General features: G+C 65.2%; 13 protein-coding genes and 1 pseudogene. 7 read left to right on the top strand and 7 right to left on the bottom strand.

Annotation, left to right across the window (positions count from 1 at the left end):
• The first annotated feature begins 118 nt into the window (after nucleotides 1-118).
• Both RFN28_RS10960 and RFN28_RS10965 read left to right on the top strand, forming a co-directional pair.
• On the top strand, nucleotides 119-1693 hold the full coding sequence (locus RFN28_RS10960; protein WP_320287355.1) for an ABC transporter permease: 1575 nt from the start codon (nucleotides 119-121) through the stop codon (nucleotides 1691-1693).
• Nucleotides 1690-2772, top strand: coding sequence for an ABC transporter ATP-binding protein (locus RFN28_RS10965; protein WP_320287356.1), 1083 nt, complete (start codon nucleotides 1690-1692; stop codon nucleotides 2770-2772). The genes RFN28_RS10960 and RFN28_RS10965 overlap by 4 nt, the downstream gene beginning before the upstream one ends.
• Nucleotides 2773-2795: 23 nt before the next feature.
• On the opposite strand, the gene RFN28_RS10970 is transcribed toward RFN28_RS10965, so the two are convergent.
• From RFN28_RS10970 to tlpA, 6 genes are all read right to left on the bottom strand, one after another.
• Nucleotides 2796-3593 carry a phosphodiesterase gene (locus RFN28_RS10970; RefSeq protein WP_320287357.1) on the bottom strand — a complete coding sequence of 266 codons (798 nt, stop codon included), beginning with the start codon at nucleotides 3591-3593 and terminating at the stop codon, nucleotides 2796-2798.
• Between the two features lie 46 nt (nucleotides 3594-3639).
• Entirely contained in the window at nucleotides 3640-4740 is a 1101-nt protein-coding gene (ugpC, locus tag RFN28_RS10975) for a sn-glycerol-3-phosphate ABC transporter ATP-binding protein UgpC (protein WP_320287358.1), read from the bottom strand.
• Between the two features lie 12 nt (nucleotides 4741-4752).
• Nucleotides 4753-5667, bottom strand: a complete 915-nt coding sequence (locus RFN28_RS10980; RefSeq protein ID WP_320287359.1) for an ABC transporter permease subunit — start codon at nucleotides 5665-5667, stop codon at nucleotides 4753-4755.
• 7 nt (nucleotides 5668-5674) lie between these two features.
• A complete protein-coding gene (locus RFN28_RS10985; RefSeq protein ID WP_320287360.1) occupies nucleotides 5675-6559 on the bottom strand; it encodes an ABC transporter permease subunit in 885 nt (294 codons plus the stop codon).
• Between the two features lie 150 nt (nucleotides 6560-6709).
• Nucleotides 6710-8062 carry an extracellular solute-binding protein gene (locus RFN28_RS10990; protein ID WP_320287361.1) on the bottom strand — a complete coding sequence of 451 codons (1353 nt, stop codon included), beginning with the start codon at nucleotides 8060-8062 and terminating at the stop codon, nucleotides 6710-6712.
• A 485-nt stretch (nucleotides 8063-8547) separates the two neighbouring features.
• Nucleotides 8548-9231 (bottom strand): thiol:disulfide interchange protein TlpA, encoded by a 684-nt coding sequence (gene tlpA, locus RFN28_RS10995; protein ID WP_320287362.1) that lies wholly within the window; start codon nucleotides 9229-9231, stop codon nucleotides 8548-8550.
• A gap of 36 nt (nucleotides 9232-9267) precedes the next feature.
• Between tlpA and argH the strand changes: the two genes are divergently transcribed.
• The 3 genes from argH to lysA all read left to right on the top strand — a co-directional run bounded on the left by argH (nucleotide 9268) and on the right by lysA (nucleotide 12267).
• A complete protein-coding gene (gene argH / locus RFN28_RS11000; RefSeq protein WP_320287363.1) occupies nucleotides 9268-10668 on the top strand; it encodes an argininosuccinate lyase in 1401 nt (466 codons plus the stop codon).
• Between the two features lie 72 nt (nucleotides 10669-10740).
• A complete protein-coding gene (locus RFN28_RS11005) occupies nucleotides 10741-10947 on the top strand; it encodes a lipoprotein (protein ID WP_320287364.1) in 207 nt (68 codons plus the stop codon).
• Nucleotides 10948-10998: 51 nt separating this feature from the next.
• Complete coding sequence (lysA, locus tag RFN28_RS11010; RefSeq protein WP_320287365.1) at nucleotides 10999-12267, top strand: diaminopimelate decarboxylase; 1269 nt, start codon at nucleotides 10999-11001, stop codon at nucleotides 12265-12267.
• Between the two features lie 22 nt (nucleotides 12268-12289).
• On the opposite strand, the gene RFN28_RS11015 is transcribed toward lysA, so the two are convergent.
• Nucleotides 12290-12589, bottom strand: a complete 300-nt coding sequence (locus RFN28_RS11015; RefSeq protein ID WP_320287366.1) for an ArsR/SmtB family transcription factor — start codon at nucleotides 12587-12589, stop codon at nucleotides 12290-12292.
• Between the two features lie 98 nt (nucleotides 12590-12687).
• Here RFN28_RS11015 and RFN28_RS11020 point away from each other — a divergent pair.
• Nucleotides 12688-13614 (top strand): annotated as a pseudogene (locus tag RFN28_RS11020) (threonine/serine dehydratase).
• Nucleotides 13615-13729: 115 nt separating this feature from the next.
• Nucleotides 13730-16312, top strand: coding sequence for a TIGR02302 family protein (locus RFN28_RS11025; RefSeq protein WP_320287367.1), 2583 nt, complete (start codon nucleotides 13730-13732; stop codon nucleotides 16310-16312).
• Nucleotides 16313-16459 lie beyond the last annotated feature (147 nt).

Here is a 16459-nt window from a genome sequence, read left to right on the forward strand (position 1 = left end):
AATTCGCTTTCCGCGGGAGCGCTTTTGTTTTGGAGATGGCCTCGTCGATGCCGATCATCTTAGTTTGCGACCGCATCCGCGGTTCATCGGATCGCTTCCAGGCGGCACATTCCGGCTGATGGCGTCCGTGGTCGACCTCACGCGTTCAGGACTGCCGGCTGCCGCGAGGCAGAGCCGGCAGTCCGCGTCGTGGATCACACTTGCCGCCGCTCTGGTCTCGCTGATCGCATTGCTGCCGCTTGCCTTCATCGTCTGGGTAGCGATCCAGACCGGCTGGGAAACGGTGCTGGCGTTGATCTTCCGTCCGCGCGTCGGCGAGCTCCTGGTCAACACCATCCTGCTCGTCGTCGTGTCGGTTCCGGTCGCGATTGTGCTGTCTGTGGCGCTCGCCTGGCTGACCGAGCGCAGCGACCTGCCCGGCAGCCGGCTGTGGTCGTGGCTGTCGGTCGCGCCGCTCGCCATTCCCGCTTTCGTCCACAGCTACGCCTGGATCAGCCTTGTGCCTGGCCTGCATGGGCTCTGGGCCGGCGTGCTGGTCTCCGTCATCGCCTATTTCCCGTTCCTCTATCTGCCGATCGCGGCGGCGTTGCGCCGTCTCGACCCGGCGCTGGAAGATGCGGCAGCCGCCCTTGGCCTCGGCCCATGGCGCGTCTTCGCGCGCGTCGTGCTGCCGCAGTTGAGGCTGGCCATCTGCGGCGGCTCGCTGCTGGTCGGCCTGCATCTGCTTGCCGAATACGGCCTCTATGTCTTCATCCGCTTCGACACTTTCACCACCGCGATCGTCGACCAGTTCCAGTCGACCTTCAACGGCCCGGCGGCCAACATGCTCGCCGCCGTGCTGATCGCCTGCTGCTTCGTGCTTTTGGGCGTGGAGGTGATCGTGCGCGGCGAGGAGCGCTATGCGCGCGTCGGCTCCGGCGCCGCGCGCCAGCAGCAGCGCGTACGGCTCGGCCGCGCCACGCTGCCTTGCCTGCTGCTGCCCGCCGGCACCGCGCTGCTGACGCTCGGCGTGCCCTTCGTCACCGTCGGCCGCTGGCTGTTCGCCGGCGGCGCCGAGGTCTGGCGTTGGGACGAGATCGGCCTGGCGCTCGGCCAGACGCTGTTCCTGGCCATCGCCGGTGCGCTGCTTGCCACGATCGCCGCCATGCCGATGGCCTGGATCTCGATCCGCGCGCCGGGCCGCTTGCAGCGGCTGCTCGAGAGCTGCAACTACATCGTCGGATCGCTGCCGGGTGTCGTCATCGCCCTGGCCCTGGTGACCATCACGGTGCGCATCGCCTTACCGCTCTACCAGACGCTGTTCACCATCCTTTTCGGCTATGCGCTGATGTTCCTGCCGCGCGCGCTGGTCAGCCTGCGCGCCTCGATCGCGCAGGCGCCGGTGGAGCTCGAACGCGCCGCTTCGAGCCTCGGCCGCCCGCCGCTCAAGGCGCTGTGGGCGACGACGATCCGGCTGTCGGCACCGGGCGCCGCGGCCGGCATGGCGATGGTGGCGCTCGGCATCACCAACGAACTGACCGCCACCCAGATGCTGGCGCCGAACGGCACCCGCACGCTGGCGATGGCCTTCTGGTCCTATAGCGGCGAGATCGATTACGCCTCCGCCGCGCCTTACGCCTTGATCATGGTTGCGATGTCGCTGCCGATGACCTTAATGCTCTATGTCCAGTCGAAGCGGATGGCCGGACGATGAGCTTCCTCGAACTCAGCGGCGTGGCGAAATACTATGGCAAGGTGGCGGCGCTCGCCGGCGTCGACTTGCGCGTCGAAAGCGGCAGCCGCACCGCGATCGTCGGCCCCTCCGGCTGCGGCAAGACCACCTTGCTGAGATTGATCGCCGGCTTCGAGGCTCCTGATAGCGGCCGCATCGCGCTCGACGGCAAGGTTCTGGCCAATGGCCACACCGCGGTGCCGGCGCACCGCCGCGGCATCGGCGTGGTGGCGCAGGACGGCGCGCTGTTCCCGCATCTCACCATCGCCGACAATATCGGTTTCGGCATGGCGCGCGGCGAGGACAAACGCACGGAACGCATCGTCGAGCTCGCCTATATCGTCGGACTGGACAAGGCTGTCTTGAAACGCCGGCCGCACGAGCTCTCGGGCGGCCAGCAGCAGCGCGTCGCGCTCGCCCGCGCCATGGCCATGAAGCCGCGGCTCATGCTGCTCGACGAGCCGTTCTCGGCGCTGGACACGGGCTTGCGCGCCTCGATGCGCAAGGCGGTTGCCGAGCTGCTAGAGGATGCCGGCATCACCACCATCCTGGTCACCCACGACCAGGCCGAAGCGCTGTCCTTCGCCAGCCAGGTGGCTGTGATGCGCGACGGCCTGTTCTCGCAGGTCGGCACGCCGCGCGAGCTCTATTTCCGGCCCAGGGACAGGATGGTTGCCGAGTTCCTCGGCGACGCCATCATCGTGCCGGCCAAGATCGCCGACGGCTTTGCCATCTCGCCGCTCGGCCGCATCGCCGTCGACACCGCGGAGCGGCGCGACGTCGCCCGCATCATGCTCAGGCCCGAGCAGGTGCTGCTCAAGCGGACCTCGCGCGAGGGCATGTCGGGAACGCCGGACATGCTGTTCGGCGAAGTGACGGACTCCGAATTCGCCGGTTCGGTCTGCACCATCGCGGTGCGGCTGCTCAACAGCCCCGACCCGCCGGATGCAGCCGCGATCGGCAACACGCCGCTCATCCTGCGCAAGACGGGCATGGACGCGCCGGCGGTCGGCGAGATCGTGCGCCTCACCGTCTCCGGCAAGGCGCATGTGTTTGCCTGAACCGCAGGTTGGCTGCCGCTGCTCTACCGTACGCGCTGGCCTGTCGCCGGCGACCACAGCGGCCAGTTTTCCAGGAAGTCGCAGCTGTGGATGACGACGCGGGCGCCGTCGATCAGGACGACCGAATAGGCGGGCGGCGCCTGCTCGACTACTTCGTCGCCCACCAGGTCGAGCACGAAGCGGGCATGCAGGCCGCGCTGCGCCGAAAACGGGATGCCGGCGACCGTACCGGCAATGTCGCGATGCACATGGCCGAAGAAGATGTAGCGGACATTGCCGTGGCGCGCGAGCACGTCGAGCAGCCGCTGCGGCTGTTCGAGGCCAAGCGGATCGAGGATGGTTAGGCCAAGCTCGACCGGCGGATGATGCAGGAACAGATAGACGGGTTTGCCGGCCGCCTCGGCAAGCCGGGCGTCGAGCCAGGCCAGGCGATTGTCGCACAGTTCCCCGGTCACGCGTCCTTCGGCCAGACTGTCGAGGAACACCAGCCGCCCCTCCGTCGTATCGAAGACCGATTGCACGAAGCCGTTGCCGTCGGTTCTGTTTTCCGGAAAGGCGGCGATGAGGTTGACGCGGCGATCATGGTTTCCGGGCAGCAGCCGGTAGGGCACGGACAGCCGGCCGAGCGCCGATTTCAGGTCGGCATAGCTCTCCGTTTCGCCGGACTCGGTCAGGTCGCCGGTGAAGACGCAGAGCGTCGCATCGCCATGGCGGGCATTGATATGGTCGATGCAGCGATCGAGCCGCTCATTGAGGTTCGCGCCGAAGCGCATTTCGCCCCGACGGCCGAGATGGACGTCGGTAACCTGGATGATCTTCATTCCATGAACCCTCAATCAATCTTGCAAAAGTCGGCCAGCCGGCTGCTTACAGCGCCGGCTCCGGCACCGAAGCCTTGAAAACGTCGAGCCGGCTTCCGGTCTCCGACGCGAAGAAATGCAGGTCGCTCTCGGCGAACTGCAGACCGACGGCACTGCCCGGCTTGGGGTGGACAGTCTCGGAGGTCACCACGGAGAACGGCGCCCCGTCGAGATCGACATAGACGACGCGGCCGGCGCCAAGCTCTTCCACCAGGTCCACCGTCGCGTCGAGCGCGCCCGGCGTTCCAGGCGCCACCATGCGCACGGCCTCAGGCCGGATGCCGACCGCAACCTTCGAGCCCACGGGGAGGCCCGCGCGTGACACGCTGAGCTTGCGGCTGTCGCCGAGCAGCGACACGCCGTCGAGCGTGACCGTGCCTTCGAGCATATTCATCGCCGGCGCGCCGACGAAGGTCGCCACGAAGCGGCTCGCCGGCCGGCTGTAAACTTGCGCCGGCGTGCCGACCTGCTCGACGCGCCCGCCATTCATCACCACCAGCCGGTCGGCCAGCGTCATCGCCTCGACCTGATCGTGGGTGACGAAAACGGAGGTGGCGTTGAGCCGCCGGTGCAGCTTGCGGATTTCCGAGCGCATCTGCACGCGCAGCTTGGCGTCGAGATTGGAGAGCGGTTCGTCGAAGAGAAACACTTTCGGCTCGCGGATCATGGCGCGACCCATGGCGACGCGCTGGCGCTGGCCGCCGGACAGCGCCATCGGCTTGCGGTCGAGCAGATGCTCCAGCTCCAGGATGCGCGCGACGGCCTGGATGCGCTGCGTGCGTTCTGCCGCCGGAACGCCGGCCACCTTCAGCGAATAGCCGATATTCTGGGCGACGCTCATATGCGGATAGAGCGCATAGTTCTGGAACACCATGGCGCAGCCGCGCTCGCGCGGCTCGAGCTTGTTGACCACCGTGCCGTCGATGGCGATCGTGCCGTCGGAGATCTCCTCGAGCCCGGCGATCATCCGAAGCAGCGTGGACTTGCCGCAGCCCGACGGTCCGAGGATGACGACGAACTCGCCCGATGCGATGTCGAGATTGACGCCGTGCACCACCTGCATCTTGGCGTAGCTCTTTCTGACGTCGCGGATGGTGATGGAGGCCATTTTATCGTCTCCCTATTTTTCGGTGGCGATCAGGCCGCGCACGAACCAGCGCTGCATCAGCACCACGACGATCAGCGGCGGCAGCATGACGATCAGCGTGCCGGCCATGGCGATATGCCACTCCGGAGCGCCGCCGACATTGGGGATGAGCTGCTTCAGCTCGGTTACCGCGGTCGCATGCGACTGATCGGTGGTGATGAGCAGCGGCCAAAGATACTGGTTCCAGGCCCACAGGAACATGATGGTGCCGAGCGCCGCCATGTTGTTGCGCGACAGCGGCAGAAGGATGTCGATGAAGAAGCGAAGCGCGCCGGCGCCGTCCATGCGCGCGGCTTCCGTCAGCTCGTCCGGCACCGTCAGGAAGAACTGGCGGTAGAGGAAAGTTCCGGTGGCGGTGGCGATCAGCGGCATGATCAGGCCGGTATAGGAATTGAGCAGCCCGAGGCTGAGCGAGACCTGCACGCCCGACACTTTCTCGATCAGCCAGGAGAGCCCGGTCGCGTCCATGATCGCCTGATAGGGCGAAAGCACGTTGGCGACGACCGCATAGGTCGGCACAATGCGCACTTCGAGCGGCAGCATCAGCGTGACGAAGATCAGCCAGAAGATCAGCATACGCCCGGGATAGCGGAAATAGACGATCGAGAAGGCGGTGAGCGCCGAGATGATCACTTTGCCGGCGGCGACGCCCGCCGCCATGACGAAGCTGTTGAAGAGTTTCGGACCGAGATCGGCCGTCGTCCAGGCCGTCTTGATGTTGACCCAGAAATCGCTGCCCGGCAGCAGCGACATCGGCACGTCATTCACGTCCTTCAGATTGTGCGAGGCGGCGATCGCCACGATGACGAACGGCGCCACGCAAAATACGAAGCCGACGAACAAGATGAGATGCGTGAAGAAGTTGAGGATCGGGGTGCGCTCGACCATGGCCGCCTCAGCGATAATGCACGCGCCGCTCGATGAAGCGGAACTGGACGATGGTGAGCAGGATGATGAGCAGCATCAGGATGATGCTCTGCGCGGCGGCACCCGAATAGTCGAGGCCTTTGAAGCCGTCGGAATAGATCTTGTAAACCATCAGGTTGGTCGCGTTGGCCGGGCCGCCGGCGGTCATGATGTCGACGATGCCGAAGGAATCCTGGAAGCTCTCGGTGATGTTGATGACCAGGAGAAAGAAGATCGTCGGCGTGATCAGCGGAAACTGAATATCCCAGAAGCGCCGCACGACCCCGGAGCCATCCATGGCCGCCGCTTCGATCAGCGAACGCGGGATCGCCTGCAGCGCGGCGAGGAAGAAGATGAAATTATAGCCGACATATTTCCACGAGAAGGCGATGATGACGGAGGCCATGGCGTCGGCGCCGTTGAGGCCCGGGTCCCAGAAGCCCGGCCAGAACTTGTTGACGGCGGCCATGAAGCCGGCTTCCGGCGCCAGGATGAAGCGGAACGCCATCGCCAGCGCCGGCGCGGCGATGCCATAAGGCCAGATCAGCACGACGCGGTAGAGACGTGAGCCGGCGAGCTGGCGGTCGGTCAAGGTGGCGAGCACCAGCGCGATGACCATCGCCAGCCCCGTGCTGGTCGCCGCGAAGACGAGGCTGGCCGTGATCGAATTCCAGTAGTCAGCGTTGGCAAGGATTGAGCGGAAATTGTCGAGCCCGACCCAGATGTTGCCGCCGCCCCAGGGCTGCTGCAGCGTCAGCGACCAGTAGACCGCCTGTCCCGCCGGCCAGTAGAAGAAGGTGAAGATCAGGATGAGCTGAGGCACCGCGAACAGGATGCCGATCGTCCATTTGCCGAAAGTGACGCGTTTTTCCATCGATCCGACGCCGCAGGCGCGGCCAGCCTATGGTTGGACAGGAAGCGGCCGCCCGCCGATTGAAGCATGATCTCGAAAAGTCGCAACACGGTTTTCGGGAAGGATCATGCTGAGAAGAAAATCGGCGGGCGGCCTCGATATGTCTGCTGCTTAGGGCAGCGTCTTGTTCGGATAGGTCTGCTGGAAGCGGTCGAGGATGGCGTCGCCGTTCTTGACCAGCGCGTCGATGCCGTCCTGAACGCTGACCTTGTTGGCGAAGATCGCCTGCATCTGCGTGCCGAACTCGGCGCGAATCTGGGTGAAGTTGCCCAGCCGGATGCCGCGGGTGATTTCGGTCGGCTCCGAGGCGGTCAGGCTAGCGATCGCCACTTCACGGCCCTTATAGGGCGCCTTGTCGTAGAAGCCGCTCGACTTCATGTATTCGAAGCCCGACTTCGTCACCGGGATGTAGCCGGTATTGGTCGACCAGAACAAAGCGGTCTTGGGGTCGTGGATGAAGTTGAGGAAGGCGGCAGCACCCTTGTATTCGGCGTCCGACTTGCCGGAGAGCACCCACAGCGAGGCGCCGCCGACCAGCGAGTTTTTGCGCTCGGTGCCGGCATAGACCGGCAGCTCCGCGACATCCCAGTTCATGCCTTCCTTCTGGGTCTTGCCGACGGTGCCATGGTCACCGACCGAGGTCATGATGATCTGGCAGGTGCCGGTGGCGAAAGCCTGCACCATGTCCTGGCCGAGGTCCTTCGACTTGATCTTGACCAAGCCGGCGTCATACCACTTCTTCAAGTCGGTGACGTACTGGACGAACTTCGTCTTGTTCATCTCCAGGCGGGCGTCGAGGCCGTCATAGCCGTTGTTCTTGGTGGCGATCGGCTGGTTGTGGATGGCCGAGAACTGCTCCATCAGCTGCCAGCTTTCGTTGCCGGAGATGTTGATCGCCATCGGGCAATCGTAGCCGGCCTCCTTCAGCGCCTTGAGGTCGGCGCCGACATCTTCCCAGGTCTTCGGCGCCTCGGTCTTGCCGATCTTGCCGAAGGCGTCCTTGTTCCAGTACATCAGCGCCGTCGACGAGTTGAACGGGAAGGACAGCATCTCGCCCTTCGAGGTCGCGTAGTAGCGGGCGATGCCGGGGAAATAGTCGCTGTAGTCGATCTTGTAGCCGTTCTCCTCCATCAGCTTGTCGGCCGGCTTGTAGGCGCCCGACAGCATCATGGTGGCGGTGCCGACGTCGTAGACCTGGACGACGGTGGGCTGTTTGCCGGCGCGGAAGGCGGCGATGGTGTTCTGCAGCGTCGCGTCGTAATTGCCCTGGCTGGTGCAGACCACTTCATAGTCGGACTGCGAGGCGTTGAAGTTCTTGCACATCGTGTCGACGACGCGGGCGAGATCGCCCGACAGGCCGAACCAGAAATCGAACTTCACCGGCTCTGCAAAGGCAGGAACCGCGAGCGCGGTGCTGAGCGCGCCGGCGGCAAGGGCGGTGAGGCCCCGCTTGATGATGGTCATGGTTTTTCCCTCTTGAGTGGCAGTTTGACAAGGTTTTGCGCAAGTCCTTGCCGCTCTCTTAGAGAAGGTATGTGACAGTTCTGTTGTGGCCCCAGACCAGTAGCTGCGGCCCTGTGGACAGCCAGTCTCTCCTCCCCCTCGGCGGTCGCGCCGGCATGAAGCGTCATATCGGCGGCGTAGGAAGCTAGGGCGCCGAAAAGCGGCGGAAAGTCCCCCTCGTGGTTACCCGGCTAAATTTTGACGAACGACATGCCTGTCCCGCAATAGATAGACGGCGAGGCGTCCCACGAAAGCGACCCAACGGCGGGTGGCAGGCCATCCGACGCCGGGTCAGCCGCATCGACCGGTTCTTCACGCGCGGCCCTGGCAGGAAGCGAGCCGCCCCTTTCCGGCATTGTTGCCGGACGGCAGCCCGAGCGCCGATCACGATGCGCTGATCGTCACTGTCCGCGTGGGGTGAGCGTCGCGGTGAATGGCGTCCGCGTTCACGGCGCCAGCGCGGCTTCCACCAGGCGCTTGGCGTCCGGGCTCGACCATTCCGCCGGGCCGTTCATATGCGCGATCAGGCAGCCATCGCCGTCGATCAGCATCGTCACCGGCAGCCCCAGCGCCAGACCGCGCGTCTTGGCCTCGTTGAACAGGCCCATCGTCGCATCCCTATAATAACCGAGCGTCTGGACGCCGATCTCCTTCAGGAATTTCTTCGGCTTGGCGTCGTCGCCGGTATCGACATTGACCGCGACGACCTCGAAGCTGCTGCTGCCCTTTTCCTTCTGCAGTGCGTCGAGCGCCGGCATTTCAGCGCGGCAGGGCGCGCACCATGTCGCCCAGAGATTGAGCAGCACGGTCTTGCCGGCATGGTCGGCAATCGTCATCGGCTTGCCGTCGGGTCCGTTGAAGGCAAGGCTCTTCATCGACTGCGGCGGATCGGCCGGCTGCAGCGCCGCGACCTGGCCGACGGCCTTCGCGGCGACCTGCTTGGCCCGCTCGGCCTTGGCCTTGCAGGCGACATCGTCCTTGCCGTTGCCGGCCGCGACCTGCGGCGGCGGGGCGTTGTTGCCAGAACCGCTCTCGCTGACATATACCGCGACCGCGCCCGCCAGCACGCCCGCTACCAGGGCGGCGAGGATGAGGCGCGGGGCCGGGAAGAAACTATTGCCGTCTGCCATTTTCGTAAAAACTGCTCCGGAGCACGGGTTATAGCGATGAGCGACAAGAAGGCCAGCAACCAGATGTGGGGCGGACGTTTTGCCTCGGGTCCGGCCGCGATCATGGAAGCGATCAATGCGTCGATCGCTTTCGACCGCAAACTATACGCGCAGGACATCCGCGGATCGATCGCCCATAGCGAGATGCTGGCGAAGACGGGCATTATTTCGGCGGCCGATCAAGAAAAAATCGCTCACGGGCTGAACACGATTCTGAAAGAGATCGAGGCGGGCAAGTTCGAATTCTCGACCAAGCTCGAAGACATCCACATGAATGTCGAGGCGCGCCTCGCCGACCTGATCGGCCCGGCCGCCGGGAGGCTTCACACAGCCCGCTCGCGTAACGACCAGGTGGCCGTCGATCTGAGGCTTTGGGTCAAGGAGGAATGCCAGCGCGTCGCCCGGGCGCTGAAAGACCTGATCGCCGCTTTCCTGGAGCGCGCCGAGGAACACGCCGCGACCGTGATGCCCGGCTTCACCCACATGCAGGCCGCGCAGCCGGTGACCTTCGGCCATCATTGCATGGCCTATGTCGAGATGTTCGGCCGCGACCTCGCGCGCGTCCGCGACGCCATCGAGCGCATGGACGAAAGCCCGCTTGGCGCCGCCGCCCTTGCCGGCACCAGCTTCGGCATCGACCGCCACATGACGGCGAAGGCGCTCGGCTTCCGCGAGCCGATGCGCAATTCGCTCGACAGCGTGTCGGACCGTGACTTCGCGCTCGAGTTCCTCTCGATCGCGGCGATCTGCGGCACGCATCTGTCGCGGCTTGCCGAGGAGATCATCATCTGGTCGACGCCGCAATTCGGCTTCGTCCGGCTGTCGGATTCATTCTCCACCGGCTCCTCGATCATGCCGCAAAAGAAGAACCCGGACGCCGCCGAGCTGGTGCGCGGCAAGACCGGTCGCATCAACGGTCACCTCGTCGGCCTGCTGACCGTGATGAAGGGCATGCCGCTGACCTACGGCAAGGACATGCAGGAGGACAAGGAATCGGTCTTCGACGCCGCCGAGACGCTCGACCTGATGCTGGCCGCGACCACCGGTATGGTGCGCGACATGACGGTCAATGCCGCCGCCATGAAGAAGGCCGCCGGCGCCGGCCACGCCACCGCCACCGACCTTGCCGATTGGCTGGTGCGCAATCTCGGCCTCCCCTTCCGCGAGGCCCATCACGTCACCGGCCGCGCCGTGGCGCTTGCCGAGGAAAAGAAGGTCGGGCTGGAAAAGCTTTCGCTGGAGGACCTGCGCTCGATCCATTCCGGTATCACCGACGGCATCTTCTCGGTGCTTGCGGTGCAGAATTCGGTGAAGAGCCGCGTCAGCTTCGGCGGCACTGCGCCGTCGGAAGTGAAGAAGCAGATCCGCTACTGGAAAAAGCGCCTGGCCAAGGCGTAATGCCAGGATGCATTGCGCCCAAAACTCGGCTAAAAGCGCTGCACAAGAAAATAGTTTCGAATGGATGGATCGATGACCGGAAGCAGGATTTTGGTGACGCTCGCGCTGCTCGCGGCGGTTGCCACCGTAACGGCCTGCGGCAGGAAGACCGGCCTCGATACGCCCTACGAGGCGGCCGTGCAGGCGCGCAAGGATGCGGAAAAGGCCAAGCAGCCTTTGCCGCCCGAGCCGGAGAAACCGGTGAAGGACAAGAAGTTCATCCTCGACCCCTTGCTCTAGAGCCGATGAGATCATCCGATCTCATCGTGCTCCAATTTCCGGAATACTGTCGTGAACCATTTCGACTACCGCGGCGGCGTGCTCCATGCCGAAGATGTCGCAATTCCCCATATCGCCGCTGAGGTGGGTACACCCTTCTATTGCTATTCGACGGCGACGCTGACCAGGCATTTCCGTGTCTTCAGGGAGGCTTTTGCCGGCCTCGACGCGCTGATCTGCTACGCCATGAAGGCGAACTCCAACCAGGCCGTGCTGAAGACGCTTGCCGGCCAAGGCGCCGGCGCCGACGTGGTGTCGGAAGGCGAATTGCGCCGCGCCTTGGCCGCCGGCATCCCCGCCAGCAAGATCCTGTTCTCGGGCGTCGGCAAGACCGCGCGCGAGATGGACTTTGCGCTCACGGCCGGCATCCTCTGCTTCAACGTCGAATCCGAGCCGGAGTTGGAACTGCTGTCGGCGCGCGCCGTGGCCCTCGGCAAGGTGGCGCCGATCTCGCTGCGCATCAATCCGGATGTCGACGCCAAGACCCACAAGAAGATCTCGACCGGCAAGGCCGAGAACAAGTTCGGCATTCCATGGCAGCGGGCGCGCCAGGTCTATGCCCGCGCCGCCGAGCTTCCCGGCATCAGGGTGACCGGCATCGACACGCATATCGGCAGCCAGATCACCGAGCTGCAGCCTTTCGACGATGCCTTCGCGCTGCTTGTGGAACTGGTCGGCGTGCTGCGCGCTGACGGGCACGCCATCGAGCATGTCGATCTCGGCGGCGGCCTCGGCATCCCTTACCGCACCGACAACAGCCCGCCGCCGCTGCCCGACGCCTATGCCGAGATCGTGAGAAAGCATGTCACCCGGCTTGGCCTCAAGGTGATGTTCGAGCCTGGCCGGTTGATCGTCGGCAATGCCGGCATCCTGGTCTCGGAAGTTATCTATGTGAAGGAAGGCGACGCCAGGAACTTCCTCATTGTCGACGCCGCCATGAACGACCTGATCCGGCCGACGCTCTATGATGCCTTCCACGATATCAGGCCGGTGGTGCAGCCGCCGGCCGCAACGCCCCGCATGAAGGTCGATGTCGTCGGTCCCGTCTGCGAGACCGGCGATTTCCTCGGCCTCGACCGCGATCTGCCCAGGCTGAAGGCCGGCGACCTCATCGCCGTCTCCACGGCCGGCGCCTATGGCGCGGTGCAGGCCGGCACCTACAACACCAGGCTTTTGGTGCCGGAAGTGCTCGTCGACGGCGACCGTTTTCACGTCGCGCGGCCGCGCCAGACCTATGAGGAATTGATCGGGCTGGATTCGATCCCGGATTGGCTGAAATAGCGCATCTCGCGCTGAGCCGCGCCTAGATCCGCACGAGCAGCGCCTTGGCTTCGGCGATCTTCTGTTCGTCGCGGCGGTAGAATATCCATTGCTTGGTGCGCTTGGTGGAGAGCAGGCCCGCCTGAGTCAACACGCGCATATGCTCGCTGAGCGTCGCCTGGGTGATGCCGAGCTTTTCGGCGATCAGCAGGGCGCAGACGCCGTCTTCGACCAGATCGCCGTCGACCTGGCGCGGGAAATGCGCGCGCGGATCCTTCAGCCAATCGAGGATCTGCAGCCTGCGCTCGTTGGCGATCGCCTTGAGAATGTCGACCTCTTGCATTTAGGCATTTTGCTAAGTTACTAATTGAAGTCAATCCCGAGGAGCAAGCCATGTTGAACCCAAGTACGTCGGAGACACGCACGTCGGACGGTACAGGCATGATCACGCGCGAACGCATCGCGGCCGTGGAGCCGCGCATTCGCCCCTTCGTGCGGCACACCCCGGTGATGCACGTCGACATGGCTGATTTCGGCCGGCCTGCCTTCCCGGTCGATCTCAAGCTCGAATGCCTGCAGCATTCCGGCTCGTTCAAGGCGCGCGGCGCCTTCACCAACCTGCTCGAGCGGCAGGTGCCGAAAGCTGGCGTCGTCGCCGCCTCGGGCGGCAACCATGGCGCGGCCGTCGCCTATGCCGCCATGAAGCTCGGGCACAAGGCCACCATCTTCGTGCCCGAGGTCAGCCCGCCGGCGAAGCTCGAGCGCATCCGCGGCTATGGCGCCGAGCTGGTCGTCGGCGGCGCGCGCTATGCCGAGGCGCTGGCCGCGAGCGAGGATTTTGCCGCCCGGACCGGCGCCCTGCAGATCCACGCCTTCAACCAGCAGGAGACCTTGCTCGGCTAGGGCACGCTCGGCCTCGAGATCGAGGCTGATTTGCCTCAGATCGACACGCTTCTGGTCGCCGTCGGCGGCGGCGGCCTGATCGGCGGCATCGCCGCCTGGTTCGCTGGCCGCATCCGCATCGTCGCCATCGAGCCCGAGGGCGCGCCGACGCTTTACCGTGCCTTTGAGGCCGGCAAGCCGGTCAATGCGCCGGCCGAAGGGATCGCCGCCGATTCGCTGGCGCCGAAGCGCGTCGGCGAAATGATGTTCCCGATTGCCGAAGCCTTCGTCGAGCGCTCGATCCTGGTCAGCGACGACGACATCGTAGCTGCGCAGAAAGCGCTCTGGGACCGCGTGCGAATCATCGCCGAGCCCGGCGGGGCCGCCGCCTTTGCCGGGATGCTTTCCGGCCGCTATGCGCCGGCTCCCGGCGAGCGCGTGGCCGTTCTGGTCTGCGGCTCCAACACAAATCCCGCGAATTTCTGACCATAAATCGGCGCGTACCTCTTCACGATTTTGGAACCCGCCTCGCCTTTGCCGTGTTTGCTGGTATTCTTCTGCTCATGAGGTCCGGGCTATCCTGCCCGGGCAGGAAGGGCCGATGACGGAACGACCCACTTCCAGCGAACGCGGTCTGGCCGGGCGTCTGGCGCTCAGCCGGCTGGCGACGCGAACCTCGATGATCTTCGAGCGTGGCTGGCCGTTGCTGCTGCCGCTGGCAGTTGTCGCCGGCTTGTTCCTCAGCGTCTTATGGTTGGGCCTGTTCCAGCGCCTGCCGGATCCCGCGCGGATCGGTCTCCTGATCCTCTTTGCCGTCTCGGCGCTGGCCGCGCTCTATCCGCTGCGCTTCTTCCGCATTCCTTCCGCCGCCGAGGTCGACCGGCGTATCGAGGCGGCGAACGAGCTGCAGCACAGCCCCGTGCAGGTGCAGACCGACCGGCCGAGCGGCGCCGAGAGCCTGTTCTCGCAGGCGCTGTGGCGCGAGCACCAGAAGCGCATGGCGGAGCGGCTCTCCAGCCTAAGCGCCGACAGGCCGCGCACACGCGTGCCGGATTACGACCGCTGGGGGCTGCGTGCCTTGGTGGGGCTGCTCTTCGTTACCGCCTTTGCCTTCTCCTTCGGGCCTTTCGGCGGCAGGATCGCCGACGGCTTCGTCGCCCGCGCCGCGCATGATGTCGTGCCGCCCCGCATCGATGCTTGGGTGACGCCACCCGCCTATACCGGCAGGCCGCCCCTGTTCCTGACCGCCGACGCCCATCAGGCCGCGCAAACCTTCAGCGTCCCGCAAGGCAGCGATGTGTCGCTGCGCGTCACCGGCGGCTCCGGCGAGGAAACGCTGAGCTATGCCGATCCGAGCGGCAATGCCCGCGCCATCGAGCCCGCAGCGCCTAAAGGCCTCACACCCACTGCCGGCCAGGAGGCGCCGAAGGTGCGCCAGTTCTCCGGCAAGCTGAACAACGACGGCATGCTGACGCTGAAGTCCGGTGACGACGATCTCGGCCACTGGGCCTTCGCCATCATCCCGGACAAGGCGCCGACGATCCGCTTCGTCGGCGAACCGAAGCGCGCCGTCAACGGCGCCATCGAGCTCAACTACCAGATCGACGACGACTATGGCGCCGCCTCCGCCAAGGCCGTCTTCGCACTGTCCGATCCGCCGCCGGCCAATGCCCATCCGCTCTACGGGCCCCCCGACATGCCGCTGACGCTGCCGCGCCGCGGCGGCAAGGCGAACGCCGCCAAGACGACCAAGGATCTGACTGAGCATGTCTGGGCCGGCAGCACCGTCAAGCTGACGCTGACCGCCACCGACGATGCTGGCCATACCGCCGGCAGCGAAACCAAGACGCTCGTCATGCCGGAGCGGCCCTTCTCCAATCCGCTCGCCCGCGCCGTAATCGAGCAGCGCCGGCTGCTGGCACTCGACACCAATGCCAAGCGGCGCGTGCTCGACCTGATGGACGCGATCACGCTGCGCCCGGAGGACACCTTCGACAACATGTCGCATTACCTCGCGATCATGAGCGCGAGGAGCCGGCTGAAGCTCGCAGGCAACGACGACCAGATGCGCAACGAGGTGTCCTATCTGTGGGAGATCGCGCTCGGCATCGAGGACGGCAATCTGTCGGCCGCCGAGAGGCGGCTGCGCCAGGCGCAGCAGGCGCTGCAGGACGCCATCAAGAACGGCGCCAGCGACGAAGAGATCAACAAGGCGATGAAGGAACTGCGCGAGGCGATGAACCAGTTCCTGCAGGAATTCGCCCAGCGCGCCCAGCAGAACCCGAACGCGCCGCAGATGCAGCAAAACGGCAGGGAGCTGCGCCAGAGCGACATCAACCGGATGATGGACGAGATCGAGAACCTCGCCAAATCCGGCGACCGCGACCGCGCCCAGCAGCTCCTGTCGGAACTGCAGGACATGATGAACAACCTGCAGGCCGGCCGCCAGCAACAGGGTGGCGAGCAGGACAGCGAGATGCGCCAGCAGATGGACAAGCTGGGCGAGATCATGCGGCGCCAGCAGGAGATGATGAACGACACCTTCCGCCTTGATCAGATGCAGCGTGGCGAGCGGCAGCGCGGCGCAAATCGCGACGAGCAGCTCGGCGAGGAAGGCCAGCAGGGCCAACCGCAAGAGGGGCAGAAGCCGGGTCCCGGCGACGGCCGCCAGCAAAAGCCGATGACGCCGCAGGAATTCTCGGACGCCATGAAGCAGCTGCAGGAGGGCCAAGGCCAGCTGCAGAGCGAGCTCGACAAGCTGAGGAAGGGTCTTGAAGGCATGGGCATGCAGCCCAACGAAGGCTTCGGCGAGGCCGGCAAATCGATGGGCGATGCCGAACAGGCGCTTGGCGAAAACGAAGGCGACCAGGCGGTCGGCCACCAGGGCCGTGCGCTGGATGCGCTGCGCCGCGGCGCCAAGGACATGATGAAGCAGATGCAGGCCATGCAGGGCGACCAGGGCGGCAGCGATCAGGGCGGACGCCAGCAGGACGCCGACCGCGATCCGCTCGGCAGGCCGCGCGCCACCAAGGGTCCCGACGACGGCAGCTCGGTCAAGGTGCCGGATGAGATCGACGTGCAGCGCGCCCGCCAGATCCTGGACGCGATCCGCAAGCGCCTCGGCAACGCGCTGAGCCCCGATATCGAGCGCAGCTACCTCGAACGGCTGCTGGAGCTGAAATAGTTCACTCCCCCAGGGTTCTTCGGCCCAGAGTTCTTCGGCCAGATATGACGGCGCTCGGCCTTGCCTCTGAGCAGTGCCGGAGGACGCGATGTCGTTTAAAGCGCGTCGCGATGAAACGGAGTCGGGCGACGCGCTTTAAGTCCTTGT

This window comes from Mesorhizobium album, assembly GCF_033977205.1.
Classification (GTDB): domain Bacteria; phylum Pseudomonadota; class Alphaproteobacteria; order Rhizobiales; family Rhizobiaceae; genus Mesorhizobium; species Mesorhizobium album.

Excerpts from the sequence above, each read along its gene's own strand:
- tlpA (WP_320287362.1), bottom strand. The coding sequence starts at position 9,231 with ATGGCAGACGGCAATAGTTTCTTCCCGGCCCCGCGCCTCATCCTCGCC.
- RFN28_RS10960 (WP_320287355.1), top strand. The coding sequence starts at position 119 with ATGGCGTCCGTGGTCGACCTCACGCGTTCAGGACTGCCGGCTGCCGCG.
- RFN28_RS11005 (WP_320287364.1), top strand. The coding sequence starts at position 10,741 with ATGACCGGAAGCAGGATTTTGGTGACGCTCGCGCTGCTCGCGGCGGTT.
- RFN28_RS11015 (WP_320287366.1), bottom strand. The coding sequence starts at position 12,589 with ATGCAAGAGGTCGACATTCTCAAGGCGATCGCCAACGAGCGCAGGCTG.
- ugpC (WP_320287358.1), bottom strand. The coding sequence starts at position 4,740 with ATGGCCTCCATCACCATCCGCGACGTCAGAAAGAGCTACGCCAAGATG.
- RFN28_RS11025 (WP_320287367.1), top strand. The coding sequence starts at position 13,730 with ATGACGGAACGACCCACTTCCAGCGAACGCGGTCTGGCCGGGCGTCTG.
- RFN28_RS10965 (WP_320287356.1), top strand. The coding sequence starts at position 1,690 with ATGAGCTTCCTCGAACTCAGCGGCGTGGCGAAATACTATGGCAAGGTG.
- RFN28_RS10970 (WP_320287357.1), bottom strand. The coding sequence starts at position 3,593 with ATGAAGATCATCCAGGTTACCGACGTCCATCTCGGCCGTCGGGGCGAA.
- RFN28_RS10990 (WP_320287361.1), bottom strand. The coding sequence starts at position 8,062 with ATGACCATCATCAAGCGGGGCCTCACCGCCCTTGCCGCCGGCGCGCTC.
- RFN28_RS10980 (WP_320287359.1), bottom strand. The coding sequence starts at position 5,667 with ATGGTCGAGCGCACCCCGATCCTCAACTTCTTCACGCATCTCATCTTG.
- RFN28_RS10985 (WP_320287360.1), bottom strand. The coding sequence starts at position 6,559 with ATGGAAAAACGCGTCACTTTCGGCAAATGGACGATCGGCATCCTGTTC.
- argH (WP_320287363.1), top strand. The coding sequence starts at position 9,268 with ATGAGCGACAAGAAGGCCAGCAACCAGATGTGGGGCGGACGTTTTGCC.